8 protein-coding genes and 6 tRNA genes are annotated in these 12382 nt (G+C 44.5%); 8 read left to right on the plus strand and 6 right to left on the minus strand.

Annotated elements, in window-relative coordinates; all coding sequences use genetic code 11:
- Positions 1 to 115 precede the first annotated feature (115 nt).
- Positions 116 to 206 (plus strand) — tRNA-Ser (locus WR49_RS05825).
- Positions 207 to 330: 124 nt separating this feature from the next.
- On the opposite strand, the gene ilvY is transcribed toward WR49_RS05825, so the two are convergent.
- Positions 331 to 1221: an HTH-type transcriptional activator IlvY gene (gene ilvY / locus WR49_RS05830; RefSeq protein WP_017055698.1), complete on the minus strand. Its 891-nt coding sequence runs from the start codon at positions 1219 to 1221 to the stop codon at positions 331 to 333.
- A 146-nt stretch (positions 1222 to 1367) separates the two neighbouring features.
- Between ilvY and ilvC the strand changes: the two genes are divergently transcribed.
- Positions 1368 to 2852, plus strand: coding sequence for a ketol-acid reductoisomerase (gene ilvC / locus WR49_RS05835; RefSeq protein ID WP_046223388.1), 1485 nt, complete (start codon positions 1368 to 1370; stop codon positions 2850 to 2852).
- A 313-nt stretch (positions 2853 to 3165) separates the two neighbouring features.
- Here the strand turns inward: ilvC and ubiK are convergent, their stop codons facing one another.
- The 4 genes from ubiK to WR49_RS05855 all read right to left on the minus strand — a co-directional run bounded on the left by ubiK (position 3166) and on the right by WR49_RS05855 (position 8376).
- A complete protein-coding gene (ubiK, locus tag WR49_RS05840) occupies positions 3166 to 3417 on the minus strand; it encodes a ubiquinone biosynthesis accessory factor UbiK (RefSeq protein ID WP_004740921.1) in 252 nt (83 codons plus the stop codon).
- Between the two features lie 118 nt (positions 3418 to 3535).
- Positions 3536 to 6658 carry a multidrug efflux RND transporter permease subunit gene (locus tag WR49_RS05845; protein WP_017055696.1) on the minus strand — a complete coding sequence of 1041 codons (3123 nt, stop codon included), beginning with the start codon at positions 6656 to 6658 and terminating at the stop codon, positions 3536 to 3538.
- An 11-nt stretch (positions 6659 to 6669) separates the two neighbouring features.
- Positions 6670 to 7776, minus strand: coding sequence for an efflux RND transporter periplasmic adaptor subunit (locus WR49_RS05850; RefSeq protein WP_017055695.1), 1107 nt, complete (start codon positions 7774 to 7776; stop codon positions 6670 to 6672).
- A gap of 18 nt (positions 7777 to 7794) precedes the next feature.
- A complete protein-coding gene (locus WR49_RS05855; RefSeq protein ID WP_017055694.1) occupies positions 7795 to 8376 on the minus strand; it encodes a TetR/AcrR family transcriptional regulator in 582 nt (193 codons plus the stop codon).
- A gap of 179 nt (positions 8377 to 8555) precedes the next feature.
- Between WR49_RS05855 and rep the strand changes: the two genes are divergently transcribed.
- Positions 8556 to 10574, plus strand: coding sequence for a DNA helicase Rep (gene rep, locus WR49_RS05860; protein WP_046223389.1), 2019 nt, complete (start codon positions 8556 to 8558; stop codon positions 10572 to 10574).
- 101 nt (positions 10575 to 10675) lie between these two features.
- Here the strand turns inward: rep and WR49_RS05865 are convergent, their stop codons facing one another.
- Positions 10676 to 11089, minus strand: coding sequence for a c-type cytochrome (locus WR49_RS05865; protein WP_017055692.1), 414 nt, complete (start codon positions 11087 to 11089; stop codon positions 10676 to 10678).
- Between the two features lie 297 nt (positions 11090 to 11386).
- Here WR49_RS05865 and WR49_RS05870 point away from each other — a divergent pair.
- From WR49_RS05870 to WR49_RS05890, 5 genes are all read left to right on the plus strand, one after another.
- Positions 11387 to 11463, plus strand: a tRNA-Arg gene (locus WR49_RS05870).
- A gap of 47 nt (positions 11464 to 11510) precedes the next feature.
- Positions 11511 to 11586: transfer RNA gene (locus tag WR49_RS05875), tRNA-His, on the plus strand.
- A gap of 77 nt (positions 11587 to 11663) precedes the next feature.
- Positions 11664 to 11740 (plus strand) — tRNA-Pro (locus tag WR49_RS05880).
- A 43-nt stretch (positions 11741 to 11783) separates the two neighbouring features.
- Positions 11784 to 11859 (plus strand) — tRNA-His (locus WR49_RS05885).
- A 55-nt stretch (positions 11860 to 11914) separates the two neighbouring features.
- Positions 11915 to 11991 (plus strand) — tRNA-Pro (locus WR49_RS05890).
- Positions 11992 to 12382: the final 391 nt, after the last annotated feature.

Raw genomic sequence — 12382 nt, forward strand, 5'->3', positions numbered from 1 at the left:
TCGCCAGGCTCTTATTTATTTTCACTTTTTTGAAAGTGAAGACAAAAAGGTATCGTTACCTGTGTATACATGTAACAACATCTACAGTGTACTAATCTGTTGATGACAAATTGTTGGAGGGATGGCTGAGTGGTCGAAAGCACCGGTCTTGAAAACCGGCAACCGTTAATAGCGGTTCTAGGGTTCAAATCCCTATCCCTCCACCACCATTAAAAAGCCCGCTGAGAAATCAGCGGGCTTTTTTCATATCTGTCGTTTAGCAAAACAAAAAGAGCACTAACGTGCTCTTTACCTGTGACTCCACACCTGCTTGTTATCACTTATAGATAACTAGTCTTGCAGGTATTTTCCTTCGGCGACCTGCCAAAATGCTCTAATTAATGGGTTTTCTAATTGCGCGCGCTTACAGCACACCCCTAGTTCAAATGGTTTGATTGGCTCTATCTTTAAGCGGTCTACTTTGTCACGTACAGGACTGTTGTTGATGACGACATCAGGAGCAATACCAACTCCACAACCTAGTGCAACCATACTTACAATCGCCTCATGGCCTGACACCTGAGCGTAAATATTGGGCTTTATCTTCATTTTTTTGAACCATGTATTGGCTCGGTCACGCGCTGTACCAGCTTCAGGGATTATAAAAGGTATTGCATTCCAGTTGGGTTTGTCAGATTGCAGTTGTTGGCTAAAGCTACTGACACCGGATGGAATAATAACTGATAGTGGAATATCACTGATGGTTTCGAATTCTAACCTTGAAGGAAGGATATCTGGCTTTGCTGAAATCGCGATATCCGCCTCATCGTTTAAGATCTTGTCAATGGATTGAGCTGGATCGCCAGTAGAGAGCTTAAATTCAATATACGGATGAATAGCCCTAAATTCGGTTATGAGTTCAGGTAGGTGACTATAGCTAGCCGTTACTGAACAAAATATACGAATTTCCCCTTTAAGTTCCTGTTCTCCACCTTTTAGATGAAGGTTATATTGCTGCCACTCTCCCACGATGCTCAATGCTACAGGCAATAGGTGTTTTCCTGCTGGGGTAAGGTCAACACTGCGGTTGTCTCTGATAAGCAGTTCTTGCCCTGTTTCCTCTTCAAGCTTTTGTATCTGACGACTCAGCGCTGAAGGACTGACGTGCATAGCAGCAGCGGTTTTGCTGAAACTCTTGCTGTCACATAAATGTATAAATAATTGTAGAGATTTTATGTTCATGTTCTGCGATCGTTTCCATGTTGCATTTATTGCAATAACTAATTGTGAATATATCACTTTCAGCAACGGAGTGTCTGTTTTAGTATGAAGTCATTCGATAGAGAGATATCGACCTTACGGACTTATTTTTAAAGGAGTGCCCTAGAATGGCTAACTATTTCAATACATTAAACCTTCGTGAACAACTAGACCAATTAGGTCGTTGCCGCTTTATGGATCGTGAAGAATTCGCGACAGAAGCTGAATACCTTGAAGGTAAGAAGATCGTCATTGTTGGCTGTGGTGCTCAAGGCCTGAACCAAGGTCTAAACATGCGTGATTCTGGTCTAGATGTATCTTACGCTCTACGCCAAGCGGCAATTGATGAGAAGCGTCAATCATTCAAGAACGCTGACGAAAACGGCTTTGCAGTTGGTAGCTACGAAACGTTAATCCCTCAAGCAGACCTAGTGATTAACCTTACTCCTGATAAGCAACACACTAATGTTGTTGAGACAGTAATGCCTCTAATGAAACAAGGTGCTGCTCTTGGTTACTCTCATGGTTTCAACGTTGTTGAAGAAGGCATGCAATTACGTGCTGACCTTACCGTTGTAATGGTTGCACCTAAGTGCCCAGGCTCTGAAGTACGTGAAGAGTACAAGCGTGGCTTCGGTGTTCCAACATTGATCGCGGTTCACCCAGAAAATGACCCTAAGGGCGAAGGCTGGGATATCGCTAAAGCTTGGGCTGCTGGTACAGGTGGTCACCGTGCAGGTTGTCTAGAATCTTCATTCGTAGCGGAAGTTAAATCTGACCTTATGGGTGAGCAAACCATTCTATGTGGCATGCTACAAGCAGGTTCTATCGTATCTTACGAGAAGATGATTGCCGATGGTATCGAACCAGGCTATGCAGGGAAACTTCTACAATACGGTTGGGAAACGATTACCGAAGCACTTAAGTTCGGTGGTGTCACTCACATGATGGATCGTCTATCTAACCCTGCTAAAGTTAAAGCGTTTGAGCTTTCTGAAGAGCTGAAAGATCTAATGCGTCCGCTTTACAACAAGCACATGGATGACATCATTTCTGGTCACTTCTCTAGCACTATGATGGCTGACTGGGCGAACGATGATGTGAACCTACTAGGCTGGCGTGAAGAGACAGGCGAAACGGCATTCGAAAACTACCCAGCTTCTGACGTAGAAATCTCAGAGCAAGAGTACTTCGACAACGGTATCCTAATGGTTGCTATGGTTCGTGCCGGTGTTGAGCTCGCATTCGAAGCTATGACGGCATCAGGCATCATTGATGAGTCTGCTTACTACGAATCTCTACATGAGCTTCCACTAATCGCAAACACAGTTGCTCGTAAGCGTCTTTACGAAATGAACGTAGTAATCTCTGATACAGCTGAGTACGGTAACTACCTATTCGCTAACGTAGCAACACCACTACTGCGTGAGAAGTTCATGCCTTCAGTAGCAACGGACGTGATCGGCCGTGGTCTAGGTGAAGCATCTAACCAAGTAGACAACGCTAAGCTAATTGAAGTAAACGAAGCTATCCGTAACCACCCTGTAGAGTACATTGGTGAAGAGCTACGTAGCTACATGAGCGACATGAAGCGTATCGCTGTAGGCGGTTAATTAGTCGCTTAGATACTGAAATATGTTGAAAAAGCAAAGCAGTATCACTAGCTCCTTACAGGTTGGAGTTATAAATAAGTAACACAACATCTAATAGAAAGGCTTGGTCGCCGTTGACCAAGCCTTTTTGCTTTTCAAGGGGCGGTATCGAGAATGCTTCGCGTCTCAGAGGATGATGGTTTTCAAGCTAAGTCATTCCCGAAAGTGACGAAGGAACGTGGTCAGGAAACTATTCATTATTAGAGTTCTCGTCCGCATAAAAAAGGGCTGACGTTCTCACGTCAACCCTTCATATATCTTCTCGCTTGAATGCTTACTTGTCAGCAAGCTTAGCTTCTAGTTCAGCTAGCTTCTGTTCCATTTCCGTCAGCTTTTGACGAGTGCGCAGCAGCACCTGTGTTTGAACATCAAACTCTTCACGGCTGACAACGTCTAGCTTATTCAATTGGCCTTGGATAACTTGGCGAACCTTTTGGTCTACGTCTGAACCCAGTTCTTTCACTGGCTGAGGCATAGAGTCGTGGATCTGCTTAGCAATTTGCTCTAGTTTTTTTGGATCAAACATATCAATTAAACTCCTGACTATTTATCACTATTCTATTTAATCACACCTGAGATGTCGCCTATCGCGTATAAAAAAAGGCCACCGAAGTAGCCTTTTTCATTGTTTTACGACTTAGCGATTACTTATTGTCAGCTAATCCTCTCTGCGCAGCCTTTGCTTCATCGACACGAGCTAGCTTTTCTAGATCTTTGTCTTCAACAAATACAGGTAGAGGTTTGTGCTTCTCTGCTAGGTAGCTGTAGATTACTGGCAGTACAAACAAGGTAAACAATGTACCGATTGCTAGACCAGCAACGATTACAATACCGATACTGAAACGTTGAGCCGCACCTGCACCCGTTGCATACATCAGTGGGATTAGACCCGCAATCATCGCAGCAGTAGTCATTAGGATTGGACGAAGACGAACCTTCGCCGCTTCCATAACGGCTTCAATACGCGTCTTGCCATTGTGTAGTTGCTCTTCTTTTGCTACTTCACAGATCAAGATACCGTGTTTGGTGATCAAGCCGACCAAGGTGATTAAACCAACTTGTGAGTATATGTTCATCGTGGCTGCACCCCAAGCCAGAGCTATTAGGGCACCACAAATAGCAAGTGGTACAGACACCATGATAACCAATGGATCTTTCAGAGATTCGAACTGAATCGCCAATACCAAGAAGATGATAGCCAAAGCTAAACCAAAGGTTGCGTAAAGTGCGCTACCTTCTGTTACGTATTGACGTGCTTCACCCATGTAATCGTGGTTGTAGCCACTTGGAAGCTTATTCGCCGCCGTGTCTTCAAACCATGCAATTGCATCACCCATTGCTGCTCCTGGAGCAGGTACTGCACCAATCGTAGCTGAGTTCAATTGGTTGAAGTGAGGAAGAGAACGAGGCTCTGCCACAACATCAATCGTAATCAAACTGCCTAGTGGTACAGCATTACCGTCCGCAGCACGCACGTAGTAGTTGTTCATTGATTCAGGGTTTAAACGGAACTTACGTTCAACTTGAGGGATAACCTCGTAAGAACGACCATTCAAGTCGATACGGTTTACGTAACCATCAGACATCATAGTACCTAAAGTGATACCAATGTCTTGCATGGTCACGCCGTAAGCCCCTGCTTTGTCTTTGTCGATATGGATCTTCATCGTTGCTGAGTCGTAGTTCAAATCAAGATCTGAATAAACGAACAACGGGTTAGTAGATACTTCGGCTAAGATCTCTGTCGTAATTTGGAATAGGCTCTCGAAGCTGTTCGGTGTGGTAATAACAAACTGAACAGGAAGGCCTGAACCTGCCCCTGGAAGTTCTGGCATTTGGAAGGCTGTTACGGCCATACCAGGGACATCTTTCACCAAGTTACCAACACGGTTTGTTACTTCAGACTGGCTTGCTTCTCGCTCGCTCCAAGGAACCATAGACGCAATACCAAACGCTTGGTTTGCATTTGGTACACCTGTAAACACTTGTGCGTAAGCTACTTCTGGCTGATCAGACAGAATCTTGTTTACGTCGTTCATGGTGTTTTGCATGAAGTCTAAGTTCGCATTCGACGGTGCTGTACCCATCAACATGATTACACCTTTATCTTCTGAAGGTGCTAACTCACTAGGGATGAACTTGAACAACAACGGTAAACTTGCAAATACGATGATAGCAAAGCCAATGAATACTGGACGATGCTGCATTACCGCACCAAGCATACGCTCGTAGCGGTTAGTCATACCATCCAATACACTATGTACTTTTAGTTCAAACTTGCTTGGTTCTGCATGAGCTTTTAGCATTTTTGAGCACATCATAGGCGATAGCGTCAGTGCCACGATACCCGATACAAAAACTGAACCTGCCAGGGTTAATGCAAACTCTTTAAACAACGAGCCTGTAATACCACCCATCATAGCGATAGGAGCGTATACCGCACCTAGCGTTAGTGTCATCGCGATAACGGGTACCGCAATTTCACGGGTACCGATAATGGCAGCTCGGAAAGGAGATTCCCCGAGCTTGATATGTCGGTCAACGTTTTCGAGTACCACGATCGCATCATCTACCACTAGACCTATGGCGAGTACCATTGCCAGTAGTGTCATCAGGTTCCACGAGAAGCCCATTGCTTGCATTACCATTGCCACACCAATAAGTGATAGTGGGATAGTAACGATAGGAATAAGAACTGCACGGAATGAACCAAGGAACAAGGTAATAACGATCAATACAATTAAGGCAGCCTCAAGAATGGTTTTGATAACTTCTTGAATAGACTCATTAATCGCAATGGTCGAGTCATACATCACGTTCATTGATATGTTGCTTGGGAGGTTCTTCTCTAACTGAGGAAGAAGCTCAAGTACATCGGCTGCAATATTGATTGGGTTAGCACTTGGCGCCGCGTTAATCGCTGCAACAACTGCTTCTCGACCATTGGCGCTTGCTCGGTAAATATCGTGGCTTTTCTCTAAAGAGACCTTAGCGATGTCGGATAGACGAATGATTTCACCTTCACCGCTCTTCACCACTAGGTTCTCTAATTCTTCAGTGTTTGATACCTGAGTATCTGCACTGCCGTTATAAAGCACGAACTCACCAGTCGCTTGACCCGTAGCTGATTGGTAGTTGTTAGCGTTCAGTACCGTCATCACATCAGATGCAGTTAGGCTAACCGCTGCCATTTTTGAGGGGTCTAGCCATACGCGTAGTGCGTATTTCATACCACCATAAAGGTCGACTTTAGATACACCGTTTACCGTAAATAGCTGCGGGTTGATGACACGCTCTAGATAGTCGGTAATTTGGCTCGATACTAACTCATCACTGGTAAAACCGATGTAGAGGACCGCTGTTGTTGAACCGGTAGACATAGTTACAGTTGGGTCTTCGGCTTCTTTTGGAAGCTGCGAACGAACCGAGTTTGTCTTGGCCAGTATGTCAGACAGCGCTGCATTCGGGTCGGTGTTCAGCTTCATGTTCACGGTAATCGTTGAACTACCGAGAACAGAAGAAGAAGTCATATAGTCGATATTATCCGCTTGAGCTACAGCTTGTTCGAGGGGCTGGGTTATAAAGCCTTGGATAAGATCGGCACTTGCACCGTAGTAACTCGTAGTAACGGTTACGACGGTATTCGTCATTTCAGGGTATTCACGCACCTGCATTTTGAAGATTGCTTGTAAGCCAAGCAGCGCAATCAAAAAGCTGATGGATACCGCTAGAACTGGACGTTTAATAAAAACATCAGTAAAGCGCATTGTGCCTCCAGTTACAGCTTAGGTGTTTCAGATGGTGGAGTGATGGCATCACTTTCAACAATCTTAACTTTGGCACCATTACTTAGACGTACTTGGCCTGAAGTGACAACCGTATCACCGGCTTTCACACCCTCAAGAATATGAGCGATATCAGCGGTACGTTCGCCTACTTTTACAACATGTTGAGCAACACGTTGAACCCCATCTTCTTCAGTTATGATATAAACATTGTCACCGTATAGAGTAAAAGTAATGGCTGTTTGAGGCAGAGTTACTTGGTTCTCTAATTTAGGTAAAATGATGTTAGCGCGAGCGAACATGCCGCTACGAAGCTTGCCATCATTGTTTGGAATGTCTGCCTGAACTTGAATAAGACCACTTTGGATACTTACTGCAGGTTCAATAGCACTGATAGAGCCTTCAAAAGGTGTTTCAGGGTAAGCATCAACAAAGATGTCGATCGCTTGGCCAACGTTGATGCGAGATATATCAGTTTGAGAAACCGTGAAGCGCAGGCGCATTACACTGGTGTCTTCTAAGCGAACAATATCCGTACCCGATTGCAGGTATTGACCTAAATACACATTACGGATACCGACAGTGCCATCAAACGGTGCGCGGATTTCACGACGTTCAATCGATGCTTTTAGGCTTTCAATATCAGCAGATAGAGAGAAGTAGTTCGCTTCTGCTTCATCGTATGCTTCTTTAGAGATAGAGCCTTTTTTGAATAGCCCTTGGTAGCGCTTGTATTTTGCTTTCGCAGCAGGCAAACGAGCTTCAGAGCTCTTTAGATTTGCTTTTTCCACACCTGAGTCAAGGCGAACCAGTTGTTGACCATTCTTAACTTCAGTACCTGACTCGAAGGAAATTTGATCAATAACACCACTGGTTTCGTTTGCTAGAGTGACACCTTGGTTTGGTTCAATGAAGCCGATTGCCTCAATCACCGGAACCCAGTCGATCGGCTGAACTTCAGTTACCGTTACTGGAAACTCTGGCTCAGGACGGTTGGCCATAAACTCAGCAATTTTTTGTTGTTTGAACATGTTAAACCCAATAACGCTGCCGAAAAGAAGTACAGCGATGAGTAACATGAAGAAAGTCCACTTTTTCATTATGGTCAAAACTCCAATCTAGTGTTTAATTATTGCATCCCAACAGGCTTCTATTGCCGCTTCTAGTGCAGCCTCGTCAAGTTGGTAAAATCCTAAAGAATGCTTACGTGCTAGCGAGACACTAGCTGCTAAGCTCAAGCCACTTAATACTTCATTATCAAGTGGTTTAAATAACCCTCGCTCTTTGCCCTCATTAAATAGCAGCTCAACTTGGGCAAACATTTTACGTTCTAGTTCCCTGAAGTCTTGGCTATTTGTCACGGGTAAAGAGTCATATTGAACCTGATTTTTAATCGCGGCTAAATTCGTTCCCGATAAGCTCCATATGTTTAACCACATGGTTCTATAGCGTTGCTTTATTGGATCCGAATCATTAACCCCTTTTTGAACAGCATCCGCTACTCGTTGAGTTACGAGCACTCGAACATCATCTATCAAGTGGTCTTTATCATCGAAGTAGCGGTAGATAGTGCCTGCAGCTACTCCTGCTTCTTTCGCTAATTTTTGCATTGAGAGGCCTTGAAAGCCGACCTCTGCAATTAGCTTTTCAGCGGCAGAAAGTATTTGTTGGCGTTTATCCTGAGGTGTATGAGCTGTCATTTTCCATCACCGATGAATGAACGTTCATTCATTGTAGCCTGATAACTATACACATGTGCAACAAAATTTTGCACAAATAACGTAAAAATCTTATATAAGAGAGCATAGCAATCATGCTATTGCAGGATTATTATAGACGCGCAATTTAATTCGCACCTCTAGACCAAATTGAGAACCAAATGAAACTGAACCCAAGACAAGATGAAGCCGTGAAGTATGTTTCAGGCCCCTGCTTAGTATTAGCGGGTGCTGGATCAGGCAAAACACGTGTTATCACCAATAAAATTGCTTATCTGGTTCAGGAGTGTGGTTACAAGGCGCGTAATATTGCGGCGGTGACCTTTACTAATAAAGCAGCTCGCGAGATGAAAGAACGTGTTGGGCAAACTCTGGGTAAGGGCGAATCGAAAGGGCTGATTGTTTCGACCTTTCATACCATGGGCTTAACCATCATTCGTCGTGAATACAAAGCGCTGGGTCTAAAAGCGGGCTTTTCTCTGTTTGATGACCAAGACCAGCTAGCTTTGTTAAAAGAGCTAACAGAGAGGCAGATCGATGGTGATAAGGATCTGCTGCGCGCATTGATGAGTACCATTTCGAACTGGAAAAACGACATGCTAACGCCAGATCAGGCGAAAGCGCGCGCTCAAGGCGAACAGGAGCAGTTGTTTGCTTTCTGCTTTGAGATGTACCAAAAACAGATGAAGGCCTATAACGCACTCGATTTTGATGATTTGATCGCGATGCCTGTACTGTTGTTAAAAACCAATCAAGAAGTTCGTGAGCGTTGGCAGTCACGTATCCGCTATTTACTTGTTGATGAATATCAAGATACCAATACCAGCCAATATGAATTGGTACGATTGTTGGTTGGTGAAAGAGGACGTCTTACGGTAGTAGGTGATGACGACCAATCCATTTACTCGTGGCGTGGCGCAAAACCGCAAAACTTGGTGCTGCTTGGTGAGGATTACCCTAATCTGCGTTTGATCAAGCTAGAGCAAAACTACCGCTCAACCAGCCGAATCTTGCGTGCGGCGAACATCTTGATCGCCAATAACCCGCACGTGTATGAGAAGTCACTGTTTTCTGAGATCCCTGATGGTGAAAAGCTCAAGGTATTGAATGCCAAGAATGAAGAGCACGAAGCCGAACGTATTACCGGTGAGATCATTGCACACAAATTTTTGAACCGCACAGAATACAAAGATTATGCGGTGCTTTACCGGGGTAACCACCAATCTCGCCTGATTGAAAAAGCTTTGATGCAAAACCGTGTGCCTTACAAGATCTCTGGTGGCACCTCTTTCTTCGCTAGAGCAGAGATAAAAGACATCATGGCTTATCTGCGTGTGTTGGTGAACCCAGATGATGACAACGCCTTCCTACGTATTGTAAACACGCCGCGTCGCGAAATTGGCCCGGTTACGCTTGAGAAATTAGGCAGCTACGCCAACATGCGTGGCAAAAGCCTATTTGAAGCCAGCTTTGAGATGGGCTTGGAGCAAACATTGACTGGCCGTGGTTTAGAAAATCTGCGTCGTTTCAGTGATTGGATCGTTCGTATCTCGGATAACGCCGAGCGTGGTAACACCGTGGAAGCGGTTCGTTCTTTGGTGCGCGATATTAATTACGAAGATTGGTTATACGAAACCTCGGCAAGCCCCAAAGCCGCGGAAATGAGAATGAAAAACGTCTCTGACCTTTATAGTTGGATTGTGGCTGACTTAGAAGGTGACAATTATGATAAAGAAGAAAAAACGCTAAGAGAAGTCGTTCAGCGCTTAACGTTGCGCGATATGATGGAACGTGGAGAAGATGACGATGATGCTGACCAAGTACAGTTAATGACACTTCACGCATCGAAAGGCTTGGAGTTTCCATATGTATTTTTAATGGGAGCGGAAGAGGGCATTTTACCTCACCAAACCAGTGTTGATGAAGGCAATGTAGAAGAAGAGCGTCGTCTTATGTATGTAGGCATTACTCGAGCACAAAAAGAGCTAACTTTTACTAAGTGTCGTGAACGCCGTCAGTATGGTGAATTGATAAAGCCAACCCAAAGCCGCTTTCTTGATGAGCTGCCGCATGATGATGTTGAGTGGGAAAGCGTCAAGAAACCTCAATCTGCTGAAGAAAGGATGGAAAAAGGGCAGGCGCACATTGCCAATATTCGTGCGATGTTCAACAAGAAATAAAGCTCTGCTTTAATCGCGCTATATAGAAGCCAATAAAAAAGGTGACCATCAGATCTGGTCACCTTTTTTGAATTTGGCATTTTTAATTATAGATCGGTAAATTACAGACCGGCAATCATGTGCTCGATAGCATCTTTGATTTCGTCGTCTGAACAATCCATACATGAACCTTTCGCTGGCATTGCATTAAAACCGTTGATTGCATGGTCTGCTAGAATGTCGCGACCCTGAGCAATTCTAGGCCCCCAGTCTCCCGCATCACCTTTCTTAGGTGCGCCACTTACGCCAGATGCGTGACAAGCGATACAAAAAGTACCATAAACGGTTGCGCCGTCGCGAGGGCCTGTTGGTTCTGCGGCTACTGGCTCACTGCCGACTAGGTATACTTGACCAACTGGCTTGATGCGTTCTGCAATTATATCTTGCTCTGCTTCGCTTAGGCCTGAAGCCATTGCGCCAGTTGAAAAGGTTAAAACTGCGATGACAACGCTTAAAATTCGACGAGACATATCCATTAAACTCACTTTACATTCCCAAGGTAAGTACATGCTTACCAATTTATAGTGTTGGAAGGGTGTTTTGATTTGAGCAGCAAAGAGCGACTGTTAAACCAATGTAAATAATGGGTGATTATATCCCGATAAGTTGTTGCAATAAACAACAACTTATAAGCTGTGACAGGTTGTAGTACTCAAATAAGGGGTTTATCACATATTAACTGTCGAAAAAGAGACCAAACAGAAAAAAAAGTTAAAAAAGTACTAGACGGCATTGGGTGATCTACGTATTATTCCACTCCGCCGACAGGGCATGCGCCTGTAGCTCAGCTGGATAGAGCGTTGGCCTCCGGAGCCAAAGGCCGAAGGTTCGAATCCTTTCAGGCGCGCCATCCGGTCACTTACTTAGGTAAGTGAAAATTGGCACAAAGAAACAATGGTGGCTATAGCTCAGTTGGTAGAGCCCTGGATTGTGATTCCGGTGGTCGCGAGTTCGAATCTCGTTAGCCACCCCATTCTTTCTTTTAAAAAATAATGGTAGCCTAGGCTTCCTGTGTTGACTTAATATTCCCTGAGTCGAGACAAAACTAGTCGGTGAATAGCGCAGCTTGGTAGCGCATCTGGTTTGGGACCAGAGGGTCGGGGGTTCGAATCCCTCTTCACCGACCACTATTTCAATAATTGCTGTTAAGCGGTTATATAAAAGTTAGTGGTGGCTATAGCTCAGTTGGTAGAGCCCTGGATTGTGATTCCGGTGGTCGCGAGTTCGAATCTCGTTAGCCACCCCATTAATTTTGGTAGCTTTTTTGAAGCTCCCTGTTTGAGAAATCAAACGAAACGTCTCGGTGAATAGCGCAGCTTGGTAGCGCATCTGGTTTGGGACCAGAGGGTCGGGGGTTCGAATCCCTCTTCACCGACCATCTTTAAGAAAGCTCATCAGAAATGATGAGCTTTTTTTTTCATCTGTAGCTCATTAGATTGGAACCCAAGTGGGGTTCGCCTGATGTTCAAAGAATGTCTCTTCACCGATCACCTTTAAGAAGCCTCAGTCGAAAGACTGGGGCTTTTTTACATCTGTCGCATGGGTATTTTCCAATTATTGTTTCTGATGGCAGGAGCGAATCGAGTTAGGCTACTCTCCTGGTACCTCTTCAGTAAGATCCCCCTCATATACAGGTAATCCCACCTTCGACTTTCTCAATTATTGCGTTTTCATAGAGAGGAGCGCTTTATTAAACTCAAAGATCTATATCTAGTTTTATCTAAAATAACCGCTCAATAATTCGACAAATTAATGTGTTTGGTCTATGG

It is taken from the genome of Vibrio sp. ECSMB14106 (assembly GCF_000972265.1).
In the GTDB taxonomy this organism is placed as follows: domain Bacteria; phylum Pseudomonadota; class Gammaproteobacteria; order Enterobacterales; family Vibrionaceae; genus Vibrio; species Vibrio kanaloae.

What these genes read in the sequence shown, in the direction of transcription:
- ilvY (WP_017055698.1), bottom strand. Translation starts at nt 1,221, where the DNA reads ATGAACATAAAATCTCTACAATTATTTATACATTTATGTGACAGCAAG.
- ilvC (WP_046223388.1), top strand. Translation starts at nt 1,368, where the DNA reads ATGGCTAACTATTTCAATACATTAAACCTTCGTGAACAACTAGACCAA.
- ubiK (WP_004740921.1), bottom strand. Translation starts at nt 3,417, where the DNA reads ATGTTTGATCCAAAAAAACTAGAGCAAATTGCTAAGCAGATCCACGAC.
- WR49_RS05845 (WP_017055696.1), bottom strand. Translation starts at nt 6,658, where the DNA reads ATGCGCTTTACTGATGTTTTTATTAAACGTCCAGTTCTAGCGGTATCC.
- WR49_RS05850 (WP_017055695.1), bottom strand. Translation starts at nt 7,776, where the DNA reads ATGAAAAAGTGGACTTTCTTCATGTTACTCATCGCTGTACTTCTTTTC.
- WR49_RS05855 (WP_017055694.1), bottom strand. Translation starts at nt 8,376, where the DNA reads ATGACAGCTCATACACCTCAGGATAAACGCCAACAAATACTTTCTGCC.
- rep (WP_046223389.1), top strand. Translation starts at nt 8,556, where the DNA reads ATGAAACTGAACCCAAGACAAGATGAAGCCGTGAAGTATGTTTCAGGC.
- WR49_RS05865 (WP_017055692.1), bottom strand. Translation starts at nt 11,089, where the DNA reads ATGGATATGTCTCGTCGAATTTTAAGCGTTGTCATCGCAGTTTTAACC.